The organism is uncultured Agrobacterium sp. (assembly GCF_913777885.1).
Taxonomy (GTDB): domain Bacteria; phylum Pseudomonadota; class Alphaproteobacteria; order Rhizobiales; family Rhizobiaceae; genus Agrobacterium.
Map to the genome: position 1 here is coordinate 342,985 of NZ_CAJYTV010000018.1, position 15,838 is coordinate 358,822.

Annotated in this window: 14 protein-coding genes; 5 read left to right on the forward strand and 9 right to left on the reverse strand. The window is 56.1% G+C overall.

Annotated features, from left to right (window positions below; genetic code table 11):
* Window positions 1-203: 203 nt before the first annotated feature.
* From QZ869_RS18405 to QZ869_RS18425, 5 genes are all read right to left on the reverse strand, one after another.
* Complete coding sequence (locus QZ869_RS18405; protein WP_296039602.1) at window positions 204-764, reverse strand: type 1 glutamine amidotransferase domain-containing protein; 561 nt, start codon at window positions 762-764, stop codon at window positions 204-206.
* A gap of 40 nt (window positions 765-804) precedes the next feature.
* Window positions 805-1,026, reverse strand: a complete 222-nt coding sequence (locus QZ869_RS18410; protein WP_296017349.1) for a hypothetical protein — start codon at window positions 1,024-1,026, stop codon at window positions 805-807.
* 895 nt (window positions 1,027-1,921) lie between these two features.
* Window positions 1,922-2,824: an amino acid ABC transporter substrate-binding protein gene (locus QZ869_RS18415; protein WP_296098245.1), complete on the reverse strand. Its 903-nt coding sequence runs from the start codon at window positions 2,822-2,824 to the stop codon at window positions 1,922-1,924.
* Window positions 2,821-3,621, reverse strand: a complete 801-nt coding sequence (locus QZ869_RS18420) for an amino acid ABC transporter substrate-binding protein (protein ID WP_296098243.1) — start codon at window positions 3,619-3,621, stop codon at window positions 2,821-2,823. Before QZ869_RS18420 ends, QZ869_RS18415 begins: the two co-directional genes overlap by 4 nt.
* Before the next feature lie 152 nt (window positions 3,622-3,773).
* Window positions 3,774-5,978, reverse strand: coding sequence for an EAL domain-containing protein (locus tag QZ869_RS18425; RefSeq protein ID WP_296106435.1), 2,205 nt, complete (start codon window positions 5,976-5,978; stop codon window positions 3,774-3,776).
* A gap of 274 nt (window positions 5,979-6,252) precedes the next feature.
* On the opposite strand from QZ869_RS18425, the gene QZ869_RS18430 reads away from it, so the two are divergent.
* The gene (locus QZ869_RS18430; protein WP_296106438.1) at window positions 6,253-7,185 is read left to right on the forward strand and encodes a methylenetetrahydrofolate reductase; all 933 of its coding nucleotides are present in this window, start codon (window positions 6,253-6,255) and stop codon (window positions 7,183-7,185) included.
* 42 nt (window positions 7,186-7,227) lie between these two features.
* On the opposite strand, the gene QZ869_RS18435 is transcribed toward QZ869_RS18430, so the two are convergent.
* From QZ869_RS18435 to QZ869_RS18450, 4 genes are read right to left on the reverse strand one after another with little or no spacing between them, the layout of a single operon-like run.
* Window positions 7,228-8,145 (reverse strand): ROK family protein, encoded by a 918-nt coding sequence (locus tag QZ869_RS18435; protein ID WP_296106442.1) that lies wholly within the window; start codon window positions 8,143-8,145, stop codon window positions 7,228-7,230.
* Window positions 8,142-9,323 carry an N-acetylglucosamine-6-phosphate deacetylase gene (gene nagA / locus QZ869_RS18440; RefSeq protein WP_296106444.1) on the reverse strand — a complete coding sequence of 394 codons (1,182 nt, stop codon included), beginning with the start codon at window positions 9,321-9,323 and terminating at the stop codon, window positions 8,142-8,144. Before nagA ends, QZ869_RS18435 begins: the two co-directional genes overlap by 4 nt.
* A complete protein-coding gene (locus QZ869_RS18445) occupies window positions 9,320-10,342 on the reverse strand; it encodes an SIS domain-containing protein (protein WP_296106447.1) in 1,023 nt (340 codons plus the stop codon). The genes nagA and QZ869_RS18445 overlap by 4 nt, the downstream gene beginning before the upstream one ends.
* Window positions 10,343-10,365: 23 nt before the next feature.
* Window positions 10,366-11,115: a GntR family transcriptional regulator gene (locus QZ869_RS18450; protein WP_296017367.1), complete on the reverse strand. Its 750-nt coding sequence runs from the start codon at window positions 11,113-11,115 to the stop codon at window positions 10,366-10,368.
* A gap of 469 nt (window positions 11,116-11,584) precedes the next feature.
* Between QZ869_RS18450 and QZ869_RS18455 the strand changes: the two genes are divergently transcribed.
* The 4 genes from QZ869_RS18455 (at window position 11,585) to QZ869_RS18470 (ending at window position 15,777) form a co-directional block, all read left to right on the forward strand.
* On the forward strand, window positions 11,585-12,763 hold the full coding sequence (locus QZ869_RS18455) for a Gfo/Idh/MocA family oxidoreductase (RefSeq protein ID WP_296080583.1): 1,179 nt from the start codon (window positions 11,585-11,587) through the stop codon (window positions 12,761-12,763).
* Between the two features lie 13 nt (window positions 12,764-12,776).
* Window positions 12,777-13,661, forward strand: coding sequence for a carbohydrate ABC transporter permease (locus QZ869_RS18460; RefSeq protein WP_296017371.1), 885 nt, complete (start codon window positions 12,777-12,779; stop codon window positions 13,659-13,661).
* Window positions 13,658-14,518: a carbohydrate ABC transporter permease gene (locus tag QZ869_RS18465; protein ID WP_296080580.1), complete on the forward strand. Its 861-nt coding sequence runs from the start codon at window positions 13,658-13,660 to the stop codon at window positions 14,516-14,518. Before QZ869_RS18460 ends, QZ869_RS18465 begins: the two co-directional genes overlap by 4 nt.
* 95 nt (window positions 14,519-14,613) lie before the next feature.
* The gene (locus QZ869_RS18470; RefSeq protein WP_296106605.1) at window positions 14,614-15,777 is read left to right on the forward strand and encodes an ABC transporter substrate-binding protein; all 1,164 of its coding nucleotides are present in this window, start codon (window positions 14,614-14,616) and stop codon (window positions 15,775-15,777) included.
* Window positions 15,778-15,838: the final 61 nt, after the last annotated feature.

The window sequence follows — 15,838 nt, forward strand, 5'->3', positions numbered from 1 at the left end:
TCCAAGACCAAAGCGTGGCCTAAATAAGGCAAAAATGTGGCGCGATTGATCATGGGTGGGTGAGGCCTTCCGACTCGTGAGTGGTGTGCTACCTTATTCTGGCATCCCTATTCACCTCAGCCGCACATAAAGCGCACAACGCAAAGGGCTGGCACGCATACGGCGCACCAGCCCTTCGTGTTCTTCAACCTATGAAGAATAGCTTATGCTGCCTGGCGATCGTGGCGGCCCTCTTCGACCTCCTCGACGATTTTGGCAACGAAAGCGTCCAGGTCATCTGGATTGCGCGATGTAACGATGCCCTTGTCGCAAACGACCTTTTCGTCCTTCCAGATGCCGCCGGCATTCTTCACGTCGGTTTTGATCGAACCGTAAGACGTTACCTCGCGTCCACGGACGGCATCGGCCTCAACCAGGAGCCATGGCGCGTGGCAGATAGCCGCGACGACCTTGCCGGACTTGACGAAGTCCTTCACTACTCGCATCGCGTCGTCGCTGGTACGCAGGACATCCGGGTTGATCTGACCGCCGGGAAGCACGAGGGCATCGAAATCCTCGATGCGCACGTCCTTGGCGAGGAGATCGACCTTGATGGAATCGCCCCAGTCCTTCTCGTCCCAGCTTTTGATCTCACCGTCCTTGATGGAGGCGATCTTGACGTCTGCACCCTTGTTCTTCAGCTGCTCGTATGGAACACGCAGCTCGGAGCGCTCGTAACCATCTGTCGCAAGAATGACGATTTTTGCAGAATTAATCGAAGTCATAAGAATTTCCTTCCTAGTTTCTGATTTCAACGGGATGTGATTAGGGCTCCACATCGGAGTTAACCGAGGGCAGAAAGAACTCGACATCCGCAATCCGCTCTTTGTCGAGCGTCGCGATGCGCTCCTGCCAGAAGCGTTCGGCCTCTGCCGGTTCATGGTCGTACTGTCGAACAAATGTCTTGTTGTCGTCGATCATGACCTGGCGGGTGCCACCGAGGAGCATGTATTCTTCCGCAAGCTTTCGCGTTTCGGTCTTTTCCACGTCCAAACCTCCTTGGCAGAGTGAAGCGGAGACGGCCGGATGGATAAGAAGCTCGTCTGCCCATTCGTTGGCCACCGAGAGAAAACGGAAAAATCCCGATGTCCTTCAGCACCATCGCGTCCGTTTGACACGGCGCGTCTCCTGCCAATTCGAACGTAGCCCTCCAGCATTGGTTCCGGAAAAATTAAAGTGAAATGGCCAGGAACAAGCAGAGCTGAGCGCCGACGAATGATCCCGGCCTCCGTCAGCACGAGTAAGCGATAGGGCCTTGAACTAGGCGAAAGGCAGTCTTTCCGACATCCCTACGCGTGGGTTTGTAGCGTCGGCGCTTGTTCTGTTGCACAAACTATCGTGCTGGCGGAAACTGGCGCTCCTTTAGAGCCTGTCCGCATCGACCCCACATCTGGCGAACAACGGAAATGAGACTGTCTCTACTAGTCCCCAAGAGTACGTGCCAGCGATGAGTATCGATGGCTGCATGCTCACCGAAAGCCCAGCCGTTTTCAATTTCATTGCATCGTGTTTTCCGGGTGCAGGGTCGTGGCGTGAGCAGATGCGTCATCAAGAACGCGCACGGAATGGTTGGGCTTGATCGGCCTGACCGTTCATGTTGCGCTGCGCGTGCGCATTACGCGGAACGTGATGCCGATAGCGAGGCCACCTTCAAAGACGTTTGCCCTAAGGGCAATGAAAGCTGCCTTGATCTGTGGCGATGAGTAGAGCATCGTTTAGGCGTCGGTCGCGCGGCATCGATGACCGCTAGACGGTCATTGATCCAAACCTTTTGGTGTTCTGGACCGGAAATGATGCTCGGCGCTCAGCGTAAGCTACGCCATTTCAAATATTACCGATCACAGGAAAAGCCAACGGTCCTTCTAGACATTCCGACGTCGCATTATTTCAACGTTTGAGGGCTTCTCAGCGCCTCAATCAGCCATGGACTCATGGGAAGTTCAAGATTGATGTTCAGCCCGGGCATCGGCTCCTCGAACCAGCGGCTGTAGATCCCCTTGACCGCCTCGGACTTGTAGATTTCGTTTAGGGCCTGGTTGACTGCTGTGACAAAAGCCTCGTCGTTCAGGCGCATCATGAAGCCAAGCGGCTGAAGTTCCGTCACCTGCTCTTCGGAAAGCACGTAATCGGAGGGTGACTGCGTACGGGCGATCATCGTTTTCAGAAGAACTTCATCCATCGCGAAGGCTGCAACGCGTCCGTCCGTCACCATGTCGAAGGCAGCTTGCAGACTATCCACCGGAACGGTTGAGATATTCAGCTTCCGTTTGCGGCTGATCTCATTGATTTCGTTGATATTGACGGTTCCCAGCGCCACACTGACGGACCGTCCCTTCAGATCATCCAGCTGCTTGAGGTTGTTCTTGCGCAGGGAAACGTAGCGCGTGGCACCATAGAAGTGGCTGTAGGCAAAAGCGACGCTCTTGCGCCGTTCCGAGGTGTTGGTGCTGGCATTACACTCGATGTCCATCGTACCATCATTCAACAACTGCACGCGATTGCTGGGTGTGCGCGGCACGAACTCGATATCGATCGAATGTAGTTTCAGACGGTCTTTCAGCTTTTCTACAATCCCTCGGCAGAGATCGATCGAGTAACCTACGACCTGACCATCCGCGTTGAGAAACGAGAAAGGCGCAGTCGATCCGTAGCCGATCCTGATCTTGCCGGTCTGGACGATCCTGTCGAGGGTCGGTGTTTCGAATTTCTTGTCTTCAGCCTTTACCCCAATAGCGACACCAAGGCACGAAACCAGCAAGAGACAACGGATGATATGCATTTTCATTGCAGATACTCCTTCGGCTCCTTGAACACAGCCTTCAACTCCGGGGAGAGAGGAAGATTGAAATTGCGATTGTCCGGCGGCACGGGAGACATGAACCACTTATTGTAGATCGCTTCTGCCCCGCCGTTGGTAAAAACGGAGAACAAGGCCTCGTTGACGAGAGTTTTGAACGCTTCATCGTCCTTGGGCAAAAGAATGCCATAAGGCTCGGGCGGGCCGAACGCGTCTTTGGAAATCACGTAGTCTTCGGGCGACTTCGAGAATGCCACGTTAGCGGCCAGTAGAACATCATCCATGACGAAGGCGGATGCTCGGTTATTTTCTACCGCAGCGAATGCTTCCGAATTCAGTTTCGCGATCAATACTGAGATATTGAGCTTTTCCGCTCTGTTGAGATTTTGCAGCTGCGCTATGTTGATGGTGCCTGTCGTTGAGGCGACTGTGCGACCTGCAAGGTCTCTGATGGTGTTGAGGCTGCTCGATTTTTTTGACACGAAACGGGTGGCGGTGATGAAGTGAGGATAGGAGAAGGCCACCTGTTCACGCCGTTCGGCGTTGTTGGTGGTCGCGCTGCACTCCATGTCTATCTTGCCGGATTTGACCAGCAGAAACCGCGTAGCCGCCGTTGCTACCACATAATCTATCTTGATCGTATCGAGCTTGAGCGTTTGACGGACATGTTCGGCAATCTCCCGGCACAGATCGATCGAGTATCCGCGCGCCACGCCATCCGGCGTCACATAAGAAAATGGCAACTCGTCCTGGCGATGACCTATGGTAATCGTCTTTGTCCGCACGATCTTCTCGAGCGTCGGACTCTTCAGGTCTTCAGCGGCGGCAGGATGTGAAACACTTTGGGCGCAAATGATCGCGGCACATAGAATCGAAATAAGACTGAAGCACTTCGACAGGCGGAGCCTGGTATCACTATGCTGCACGATCGTTACTCCTAACCGTGGAAAATTTTTACGTCACTGGAATGCTGCCAACTTTCTATGTCTTTGAGAGCCATTGGACGGCCAAGATGGTATCCCTGCACCAGATCACAACCAGCGGCGCGTAGCAGGGAAAGCTGTTCTCGCGTTTCGACGCCTTCTGCCGTTGTCTCAAGCCCCAGGCCTTTAGCGATGTGGATGAGCCCTTGAATGATCGCAAGACTCTCGGTCTTCGTCATCGCTTCGGAAACAAAACTACGATCGATCTTGATCTTGCTCACCGGCAATTTGGTCAGATAGGCAAGGCTTGAATAACCAGTGCCGAAATCGTCGAGGGCGATTTTAACGCCGAGCGCACGGATGTCCTCCAGGCATTTTTCCGACTGCATATCGGAAAGAAGCACAGTCTCCGTCAGTTCAATCTCCAGCCTCGAAGGAGGCAAGCCGCTGTCTTTGAGCGCCCGCTTCACCTTGGCCACAAGGTCACCTTGCTGAAGTTCGATTGCTGAAATGTTAACCGCGACCGCCGCATCATTGGAGAACTGCATGGCTTCCACGCATGCGCGGCGCAGAACCCATTCGCCGATAGCGCAGATCTGACCGGTCTTCTCGGCAATAGGAATGAACTGATCCGGATTGATCAAACCGCGAAGGGGATGCCGCCAGCGGACAAGAGCCTCGAACGTCACTGGCTGCGAATCCGAGAAAGAAAAAATCGGCTGATAGTGCAAAACGAATTCGTCGCGCTGGATCGCAAGATCCACGTCCTGCTGGAGTTCGTGATCCTGTTCCGGGGACATCTCCATGCCGTTTTCGAAGAAGCGAAAGTTGCCGCGCCCTTCAGACTTTGCGCAATAGAGAGCCACATCGGCATGCTTGAGAAGCTCGGAATTGTCAGTCCCATGAATAGGAGCCATGGAAATGCCGATGCTGGTGCCGACGCTGGCTTCCTTGCCGAACAGGATAAAGGGACGTGATGCCGCCGCGACGATGCCTTCCGCCAGCCGGTTTGCCTCCCGCACAGCATTTTTTCGCACGACCTGGATCACCGCGAACTCGTCGCCGCCGAGGCGCGCCACCATGTCCTGCGGACCGATCAGTTGCAGCAGGCGCTCCGCGAAAGCCGTTAAAAGGGCATCTCCACTGGCATGCCCCATCACGTCATTAACGGCCTTGAAGCGGTCGAGATCAAGAAGCATGAGATTGAAACGAAGGCCGTTGCCCAGTTCGCCGATATCGCCATCCAAGCGCTTGCTGAAGAAAGCCCGGTTTGGCAGCCCTGTCAGCGGATCATGATGGGCAAGATGCTCCATCTGTCTTGCAACATCGCGCATCACGCGCAGATTTTCCCGCTCGACAACGGCCTCGCGCACCTTCTCGATTGCCACCGCAACACGACCGATCTCGTCATTGCGTCCTTGAAACGGCGTGACCGACTGAGTGTCGTCATGAGCGATTTTCGTCAAAGCCTCGATCAAGGAGGGGACCGGCATGAAGACCTTACGCATCAGAACCGTAACGATTACGCCTGTAGCGACAAGGATGGTTACTAAAAGAATGAGAGAGTTACGCAGAAGCTTCGTTTGCGTTTCGAACAGATCGGAAGCTTTGCCGATGGTTGTTACCACTCCGCCCTGAAGGCGCCCCGCCTGATCGACAACCGGAACATAGGCAATATAATACTTAACGTCGCCCAGTTCGGCGAAACCGACGTAAAAACGATTGAGTGTCGCGCCTTCGGTCAACGTAAGCGGTATTCTGTTGGCTTCCCCCATCGCATCCGCAGAGCTGACAAAAACATGACTTGCCGCGTCATTCTGGAAAATCCAGATGTTGTTCTTGGTTTGCGCGGCTGCGAGGGCAAGGACATCGCCCGGATTAAAACCCGTGTCGAGGATCGACGCTTCGTCACCAAGCGGCCTGTCACTTATGATTTTGACGATCTGCCCGTCCTGGTCGCTTTCTATGGAAATGAACGTGTAGATCGTGCGGATGGACGAACTCGTCACCTGCGCGTTGAGCTCGGCCTGTCGATGCCATTGATCGCGCGAGTCTCTCTCGACCATGATCCAGCCGACAGCAGCGCCGACAAGATAGGCGAGTACGACGCTGGAAACGAGAAAAAGAGTTATCTTCCAAAATAATGACTGGTACCAGACAATTCTGGTCGGTCGTGCTGGAGCAACTGCCTCGAAATGGTGCGGACTCTCGGCGCTCAAGGGCTTCTGACTTTCACGTTGTCCTCTTACGAGGGATAAACCGGGCCAACTTATCTTCTAGCGTCTCGACACGTCGCAGGTTGAGAGCCGCACTGTTGGCGAAGATAGTAAAGATATCCTGCCATCCACCGACATGATTTGACGGCATGGCTAAAAAAGAGAAAACAGCTTGGTCGGAATGGATTATTCGTTGCGTCGTTGGATCTAAAAGCCCTGTTACGGTGGCCGCGATCAAGAAGAGACTGCCCTTTGGGCAGGCAGGAAAAAACAGCACATGGCAATATTGAAATTCATCGATCGATCGAAGAACAATGGTGGCGCGGTCGCAAAATATGCAGGCTCACTGCTGCATCCTTACTCCATTGAGGTGACACCGCGTACCGCGGCAAAGATCGACGATTTTTCAGCTCTTCTGCCATCCGGAACACGCGTGTACATCGCCCATATCGCTGGCACATCGATCGGCGACATGGTCGCCACCGCAAGGCGGCTGCGTGAGGATGGCTTCGCCGTCATGCCACATTTTCCCGCACGCAGCATTCCCGACGTGCCGACACTGGAAAGCTGGATCTCGCTCTACCGTAACGAGGCCGATGTGACGGAGGCGCTTCTGCTGGCTGGAGGAGAAACGCGTCCGGTCGGCACTGTCGAGAGTTCTATTCAGCTACTGGAAAGCGGACTGTTCGACAGATATGGATTCAAACGCCTGCATGTCGCAGGCCACCCGGAAGGAAGCCGCGATATCGATCCGGACGGAACGACGCGCAATGTCGACAGCGCATTAAAGTGGAAGACGGATTTTTCCGGTCTGACCGACGCCCACATGGCGATCGTAACGCAGTTCGGCTTCGATCCGACCGTCATCACAACATGGGCTGAACGTGTTGCCCAAGCAGGAATCACACTTCCCATTCATGTGGGAATTGCGGGCCCAGCAAAACTCCAGACCCTGATCAAGTTCGCGCTCTCCTGCGGTGTCGGCCCTTCGCTGAAGCTCTTGCAAAAACGAGCACTGGACGTGACGCGGTTGATGCTTCCATACGGGCCGGGCGACATGGTCGGCGCGCTGACGGACTATGTCCGCGACAATCCTCAGACACTGATATCCCAGTTCCATCTCTTTCCACTGGGTGGCATCGAACCTGCGGCCAGATGGGTGGCCGACAATACCATCACCCAGCCGCGACCAGCGACCGCTACCTTGTGAAGGAGCGTTTACAGACCGGCTGTCGATGACATTCACCGAGAATCAGGCTTCAGACGAAGCGAAGGCCGCCCCCAGGACTGCGGCTCCCACAAGGCCCGGCTCTATTGCACATTCAGCGCGCACCACGAGCGGCCGCTGAAACTTGCGGAGAATTCTGGCTTTCACGGCGCGATCAAGAGCCTCGATCAGCGGCAGTGAATTTGACAGGCCGCCGCCGACCGGAACGATCGTAGCGCCAGTCATATTGACGACGAGCGCCAGTGGAGCGGAAAGAATATCGATATAGACGTCTATCGTGCGGGCTGCATTTACATCGCCGGTCTGCCAGGCGTCGAGGATGTCTTCCGCCTTCAACTCGGACCCCGCCAGATGACGATGCAGCTTTTCCATGCCACGAGCACTACCGATGGCGTCTACACATCCATCCAGCCCGCATCCACAAGCAAAGCGCGGTAGTTCCACAGGCGGATTTCCAGCGCGAGTGGCGGCAACCGGGCCATGACCCCATTCGCCGGCAAAGCCGCCTGCGCTATTGATCAGCTTTCCATCCACGACGAGACCGCCGCCGACGCCCGTTCCCAGAATCGCGCCAAAAACCACCCGATGCCCGCGCCCGGCGCCCGCACCGTATTCGGCGAGCGCACAGCAATCGGCATCATTGGCAATCAGAACCGGAAGGCCAAGAGCGGCTTCCAGATCTGCTCGCAGAAGACGCCCATGGGCGCAGGGAATATTGGCGATAACGGCGCGATCAGTATCGGGATCGATAATGCCCGCAATCGAAAGCGCCACACAGGTCGGCGTCTCGCCAATCTCGTCGATCACGTCTTTCAACACGCCGATGAAGGCGTCGAAATCATGGATTGGCGTTTGTCGCCGGGCCACGGGACGAACATCGTCGACCGCCCACGCGCCTGCGCCCTTAATGGCCGTGCCGCCGATATCGAAGCAGACGATCACGCAGCGACCCCTTTTGCAAAATCTTCGCCATAGGCGCAATTACCGCCAATAAAAGTCGCTCTCAAGGTCAGGTCCTCTTGCAGCACGAGCAGATCCGCATCCATTCCCACTGCGAGAGTGCCTTTCGTTGCGCAACCGATGGCCTCGGCCGGATAAAGCGAGGCCATGTTCAAAGCGTCAGCCAAAGGCAGGCCAAGATGCTCATGAACGAAGCGCACACAAGACAGCATGTCGATATCGGCACCGGCAAGCGTACCATCAGCAAGCGTCAATCGTCCGCCCCTGCGAAAGACCTCACGGCCATTCAGCAGGAAGCCCTGCAAGTCGGTGCCGATGGTCGACATAGCGTCGGTCACCAGGAATATCCGGGCCGGCCCCTTCTTTGCGGCCAGAGCAACTTGCATGACCATCGGATCAACGTGGAATCCGTCGGCAATAAGGCCGCAGGACAAGCGGCCATTGGCGAGCGCGACGCCAACGAGACCCGGCTCCCGGTTCTCCATCTGGCTCATCGCATTGAAGAGATGCGTGGCCATCGACGCCCCGGCCGAAACATAGGGAAGAATGTCGCGCGCCTTGGCATTGGTATGTCCGAGACTGACGACATATCCTGCCTCAACCAATGCTGTGACGTCGCCAGGAGAAACACTTTCGGGAGCGAGCGTGATGAGGGCCTCGCCAAAACGTCCCGCATGTTCCACAAGAAAACTGAGATCGGGCTGTTCAAGCGGGCGGATCAAGGATGGATCGTGGGTTCCCTTGCGCGCCACCGAGAGATGGGGGCCTTCCAGATGCAAACCGAGGTAGCCGGGCACCTTTTGCGAATATGCGGCAATACCGGCCTCGACCGCTCTCGCACGGATTTCGGCTGTATCGGTGATGACGGTGGGAAGAAGAGCCGTCGTGCCGTAAGCTGCATGCGCTGAACAGATGGTGCGAATGCCGTCGAGATCAGGCTGGTTGTTCAGCAGCACACCGCCGCCACCATTCACCTGAAGATCGATGAAGCCTGGAACGAGGAGGCTACCCGCCACGTCACGCCTTTCGATTGAAGGCGAAAGATCGGCCTGCGCCACAATGGCTTCGATGCGACCATTGCTCACGACCAACGCTTGCCCCTCAAGGAACCCGACGCCGTCGAAAACCCGACCGCCGCACAGTGCAAATGAACCACTCATCGTGTTTCCGTGACCTTTTTGAGCGCAACCGGCCTATCGGGATCGAAGCCGCGCGCGAGAGAGAGGACCTCGACCATGCTATAATACGGAACGATCAACGCCAGCGCATCGGTTAAAGGATGGCCCGTTTCGACAAAAGGCAGAACGGTGGCGCCTCTACCCTGATCTGATGTCAGATAGACATTGGCATTCTTGGTCACGAGACCCGACGCTGTCTGGGCAATCGACGCCTCTGCCTTGTCGCGCGCGGCAAAGGCAATCACGGGGAAGCTTTCTGCCACCAGCGACACTGGACCATGCAGAACCTCGGCCGATGAGTAGGCTTCCGCGTGTAGCTCGCAGGTTTCCTTACATTTCAGCGCCGCTTCCATTGCAATGGCGAGCGCCGGGCCGCGACCGAGCATGTAGAGGGATTCGGCCTTGACCAAAGGTTCGACCAGCACACTCCAATCGAGTGACAGCGCTTTGTCCAGATGATCAGGGAGCGCTGCCACAGCTTTTTTCAAGGTGGCCGAACCGCTCCACTCGCTCAAAACAGCAAGACCGGCAACAATCGAATTGACGTACGACTTCGTGGCTGCCACCGCGATCTCCGGTCCAGCCTGAATGTTAACAGAGATGGAAGCAGCATCTGCGAGAGGAGATGGTGTCGTATTCACCAGCGAAACGGTCAACGCGCCACCTGCCTTAGCGCCTTCAAGCATGGCGACGATGTCCGGGCTCGCCCCCGACTGAGATACCGCAAAGGCTGCAGCACGTTGCAAGCGAAGCGGCGCCTGATAAATCGACGCCAGCGATGGGCCGAGTGAGGCGACCGGTAGGCCAAGCTCGAGCTCTATCGCGTATTTGAGGAAATAGGCCGCATGATCCGAAGATCCTCGGGCAATGGTGACTACAACTGCGGGATCACGCGCGGCAAGAGCGCTTCCTGCCCGTGCCACATCGTCTTTTCCACGATCCAGCAGCCGGGCGACAGCCTGTGGAATTTCATTGATTTCGCGTCGCATCATAGTCGTCATCAGTAAAGCCCTTATGTTTTTGATCAGGCGCCGATCGTAAGTTCCGCGACGAGGTCATAAGCGTCGCTGCGATAAAGCGCTGTGGAGACCTCCATTACGCGGCCGGTGTTCAGATAGGCGATGCGCTGCACTGAAAGGGCTGCGGAGCCGGGAGCGACCTCCAACAATTCGCTCTCGTCATCGCGCAGCAGAACGGCGGAAATTCTTTGATTGGCCCGAACTGGACGAATATCCCGAGTTGCGAGGGCCAGATACAGCGATCCCTCGACCTGCTCCGGCTCCGGCAGAAGATCGTCGGGAAGGCTGGTCCTCTCAAGCGCAATCGGCGTATCGTCGGCAGTGCGAAGGCGAAGGATTCTTGCGACGCGCGCGCCTCCCGAGAGGCCGAGCATCATGGTTTCCTCTGGTGTTGGAAAATACAGTCCGCGCTCCAGCCAGCGCGAGCCCGCCACCATTCCCCTGCGGCGCATATCCTCGGTAAAGGAGGTGAGCCGCGTCAACGGCTGCTGCATTTTCGGCACAGGCTTGGTGACGAAAGTGCCGGAACCGCGCCTACGCACGAGGAGCCCCTGCTCGACCAAATCGTCGATTGCCTTGCGTACGGTCACGCGGCTGATGGCCGCAGCATCGGCGATATCTCGCTCGGCCGGTAACGCATCCCCATGCTTCAGGCGTCCGCTGGACACAGCATCTTCGATCAGACGCCGCAATTTCTGATAAAGCGGCCCGCCCCTTAATGCCTGCAATTCACCAAACGGCAAATCACCGTCCATTGCGCATCTCCGTTCCGTGTCTGTCGATATCGGCGCGCCCTTTGCAAAAGACACACAGCGCAGACACCATACCAAAATAGATACCAATACAAATCCACCTTGGCAAGGCGCGGGGATAATCCATCAATTTTGCTAAAAAACGAACGTTCTCAATGATGAACATATGTTCCAGACGCGGAATTGGAGAAATTTTTATTCCACAGTGGACACGCGGTATTTTTTTGGTATTAGATATTAACAATCATGACTGACCTGCGGGAAACCGAAAGTGGTCGGCGAAGGGGAAATGCCCAAGACTTCAGTGTTTCGATCAATCCGCTCATGCTCAACATGCATGAGTTGGACAAGCATAACCACCGCGTGAAAATTATTTTCATAGCGGAAGTCAAACGCGGTTTTTCTGATTGACCATCAGGAAGATTTGCAAGAGGCTACGAAAATAAATTACGAAAAGGGGAGCTTTAAGGCCATGAAAGTCGCGATAATCGGACTCGGGTTCCGCCTTGGCTATCTCGGCCAGGTCTTCACGGAGATCGATCCTGATTTTGAGATCGTTGCCCATGTCGATCCCGAGCCGGCAGGCTTGAAGCAGCTTGAAGCAGAAAACATTTCCGCCGGCCGCCGTTACGAAACTCCGCAGGAGATGATCGCGAAAGAGACTTTCGATCTTCTTATGATCGGCTCGCCCAATACATTCCATCTTGAACATATTCGCATTGGCCTCGAAGCTGGCCTCAAGGTCTTCACGGAAAAGCCCATCGTCACGACGATCGAAGAGAGCTTCGAGCTTGCTAGGTTACTGAACCAGTATGGCCAGGACCACCTGATGGTCGGTCTCGTTCTCCGTTACTCGCCACTTTACCGCGACCTGCGACAGGCACAGGCGCAAGGACTTCTCGGCGATATCGCCTCGATCGAGGCCTCCGAGCATATTGCTCCCTATCATGGCGCGTTCTTCATGCGAGACTGGCGCCGATACGACAAGCTTGCAGGCGGCTTCATGCTGGAAAAGTGCTGCCACGACCTCGACCTTTACAACGGCGTGATGGGCGTGCGCCCTCGTTATGTATCGAGCTTCGGCGGACGTCGCAGCTTCGTTCCGAAAAACGCTCCGCAAAATAGCGGCGTCAACGATCTCGACGTTTACTTCCGCAAACCGAGCGGCTGGATGGGTGCCGACAAGGTGTTCGACAGCGATGGCGATATCATCGACTTCCAGACGGCAATCGTCGAATACGAAAATGGTGCGTCACTGGCATTCCACACCAACCTGAATGTGCCCGACGAATTCCGCCGCTTCTGCGTCGTCGGCGCAAAAGGCATGGCTGAAGGCGATTTCGTCCGCGGCTTCCTCGACGTTCACCGCGCTCATGACAGCGCCAAGCTGATCGGAAACACCTATCAGGCACCGTCGGTGAAGTCGCACCATTACGGCGCGGATGAACAGATGGCAGCCGATGTGTTCGCCCACGTCACGACAGGTGCAGCACTTCCGGTATCGGCGCTCGACGCCATTGAGGCTGGCATTCTGGCGATCGCCATGGATGAGGCACGCGCCGCCCGCAAGGTCGTCGATCTCGCACCCGTCTGGACAAAATACGACGCCTGCCTTCACGGCACCGAAGACGCGCAAAAGCGCTCCGCCTGATGAGAGGGTGATCATGGACACCAGACGAAGCGCCGTTTTCTTCGCTTGGCTGCTTTTGGCGCCAGCCCTTCTTTATGTTCTTGCCGTCGTAGCTTATCCGCTCGTCGATACCTTCATTCTTTCGTTTACCGACGCATCGCTGAAGAAGACCACCAACTGGGTCGGCTGGACCAATTACGACAAGATTTTCAACGCTACGTTCGCGGAAGTTATTATCCGCACTTTCATCTGGACGTTCTTCTCGGTCGCCATCAAGATGATCATCGGCACCTTCGGCGCCACAATGTTGAATGCTGCAGTGCCGGGCCGCGCGATCTTTCGCATCCTGACCATGCCGCCATGGATCGTTCCGATGGCGATCGGCATCTTCATGTGGGGCTGGATGTATAATGGTCAGTTCGGCATGATCTCCGGCATGCTTCAGCGTGCAGGCCTTGTCGACGGACCGATCGCCTTTCTGGCGCAGGGTTCCACCGCATTCTGGGCAACCGTCATCACCGACGTTTGGATCGGCGTGCCGATGGTGACGCTCTATCTCCTCGCTGCGATGCAGGCCGTTCCGCAGGATCTCTACGAAGCTGCATGGGTGGATGGTGCCGGACGTTTCTATCGCTTCCGCCGCATTACCCTTCCGCTGCTCGTTCCGTCCATGATCACCATGTCGATGCTCTCGTTGATCTCGACATTCAACTCCTTCGACATCATCTGGATTTTGACGCGCGGTGGCCCGAATGGCGAAACCACGACGATGATCATCGATACCTATAAGACCGCGATCGGTTCTTATAAATATGGTGAAGGTGCTGCGCGCGCCGTGTTGATCTGCATCTTCCTGTCCATCTTCTGCATTGCCTACTTCCGCATTGTCAGCAAGCTATCCGCCGGAGACAAGCGATGACACCTCCTCCCGCACTGATCAACCGTTACAAATGGTACGAGATCCTCGCCATATATTGCGGCATCGCGCTTTTCTTGATTTTCGTGCTGTCGCCATTCGTCGAAGGCTTTCTGGTGTCGCTGAAGCCGCTCAGCCAGCTCTTCTCCTCACCCTATCGCTTCTGGCCCGAAAACGGCTCTTTCGAAGCCTATCGGACGATGTGGGTCAGCGTGCCGGGCTTTGCCCGCTACATTTTCAACTCGTTCTTCATCTCCGGGATCGTCACAGCCATCGTCTTGGCACTGGTCATTCCGGCCGCCTATGCGTTTGCCCGCTTCGAGTTTCGCGGTAGCGGTCTGCTGCTTGGCGCGTTTCTCGCCGTCAACATGTTCTCAGGCGCGGTTCTGCTGATCCCGCTCTTTCGCCTGATGCGCTCGATTGGTGTTTTGAACACCTATTTGGCGATGATCGTGCCGGGCGTCGCCTTCCTTATCCCGTCGGCCATCTGGTTGCTGAGAACCTACATGATGCGCATTCCGCGAGAATTGGACGAGGCGGCCTATGTCGATGGTGCCGGCTACTTTTATACGCTGCGCCGCGTGATCATACCAATTGCGATGCCTGGCATCGTGGTCGTAGCGATCACCACCTTCATCGGTTCTTACGCGCAGCAGTTCATCTACGCACTCACCTTCAATTCGAAATCCGAATATATGCCTCTGCCAGTCGGCCTGTTTGCCTATTTCGGCCGCCAGGAGGTCATCTGGAACGAGCTCATGGCCGCAAGTTTCGTCGGCATAGCACCGGCGATGATCGTGATCTTCTTCCTGCAACGCTATCTCGTCAGCGGCCTGACCGCAGGCGCGGTGAAACAATAAGATAACCACCAGAGAATGGGAGACTGACCGTGAATACCAAATTCAAGTTTACCCTTTACGCGCTGAGCCTTGCCGCCTCCACGGCACTGGGCGCCATGTCCGCACAGGCTGCCGGCCAGGAAATTTCCTGGATCTATTGCGGCGACAAGATCGACCCGATCCATGAGAAGTACATCAAGGAATGGGAAAGCAAGAACGAAGGCTGGACCGTCAAGCCGGAAGTCGTTGGCTGGGAACAATGCCAGGACAAGGCGACAACGCTTGCAGCATCGGGCTCTCCAGCAGCCATGGCCTATGTCGGCTCGCGCACGCTGAAGCAGTTCTCTGAAAACGACATGATCGTTCCTGTCCCGATGACGGACGAGGAAAAGAAGTCCTACTATCCGCACATCGTCGACACCGTCACGGTCGATGGCGAGCAGTGGGGCGTTCCGGTCGCCTTCTCCACCAAGGCTCTCTACTGGAACAAGGACCTGTTCAAGAAGGCGGGTCTTGACCCGGAAACGCCGCCGAAGACCTGGGAAGAAGAAATCGCTTTCGCCAAGCAGATCAAGGAAAAGACTGGCGTCGCCGGTTACGGCCTGCCTGCCAAGACCTTCGACAACACCATGCACCAGTTCATGCACTGGGTTTACACCAACAACGGCAAGGTCATCGATGGCGACAAGATCGTCATGGACAGCCCTGAAGTGCTGGCAGCTTTGAAGGCCTACAAGGACATCACCCCTTACTCCGTTGAAGGCGCGACTGCCTACGAGCAGAACGAAATCCGCGCAATCTTCCTCGACGGCAAGGTCGGCATGATCCAGGCTGGTTCTGGTGCAGCTTCGCGTCTGCAGAAGACCGGCATCAACTGGGGTATTGCCACACTCCCGCTCGGCCCTTCGGCAAAGGGTCCAGGCACCCTGCTCATCACCGACAGCCTTGCCATCTTCAAGGGTTCGGGCGTGGAAGACAAGGCGATTGAATTCGCCAAGTTCATCACCTCTCCAGGTCCACAGGGCGAGTATGAGCTTCAGGGTGATGCCGGCCTGACACCGCTTCGTCCTTCGCCGAAGGTCGATGAGTTCGTTGCAAAGGATCCTTACTGGAAGCCTCTGATCGATGGCATCACCTATGGTGGTCCTGAGCCGCTCTTCACCGATTACAAGGGCTTCCAGAACACCATGATCGAGATGGTCCAGTCTGTCGTCACCGGCAAGGCTGAGCCTGAAGCCGCGCTGAAGAAAGCTTCGGCAGACCTCGAGCAGTACAAGTAATGCCGAACGAAGGGGGCGTTACCTGACGCCCCCTTCGACACCACCGCAGGTGTCAAAACCC

Bases quoted from the DNA above. Each gene is read 5' to 3' on its own strand.
- QZ869_RS18405 (WP_296039602.1), bottom strand. From the start codon at position 764: ATGACTTCGATTAATTCTGCAAAAATCGTCATTCTTGCGACAGATGGT.
- QZ869_RS18415 (WP_296098245.1), bottom strand. From the start codon at position 2,824: ATGAAAATGCATATCATCCGTTGTCTCTTGCTGGTTTCGTGCCTTGGT.
- QZ869_RS18430 (WP_296106438.1), top strand. From the start codon at position 6,253: ATGGCAATATTGAAATTCATCGATCGATCGAAGAACAATGGTGGCGCG.
- nagA (WP_296106444.1), bottom strand. From the start codon at position 9,323: ATGAGTGGTTCATTTGCACTGTGCGGCGGTCGGGTTTTCGACGGCGTC.
- QZ869_RS18445 (WP_296106447.1), bottom strand. From the start codon at position 10,342: ATGACGACTATGATGCGACGCGAAATCAATGAAATTCCACAGGCTGTC.
- QZ869_RS18450 (WP_296017367.1), bottom strand. From the start codon at position 11,115: ATGGACGGTGATTTGCCGTTTGGTGAATTGCAGGCATTAAGGGGCGGG.
- QZ869_RS18455 (WP_296080583.1), top strand. From the start codon at position 11,585: ATGAAAGTCGCGATAATCGGACTCGGGTTCCGCCTTGGCTATCTCGGC.
- QZ869_RS18460 (WP_296017371.1), top strand. From the start codon at position 12,777: ATGGACACCAGACGAAGCGCCGTTTTCTTCGCTTGGCTGCTTTTGGCG.
- QZ869_RS18465 (WP_296080580.1), top strand. From the start codon at position 13,658: ATGACACCTCCTCCCGCACTGATCAACCGTTACAAATGGTACGAGATC.
- QZ869_RS18470 (WP_296106605.1), top strand. From the start codon at position 14,614: ATGTCCGCACAGGCTGCCGGCCAGGAAATTTCCTGGATCTATTGCGGC.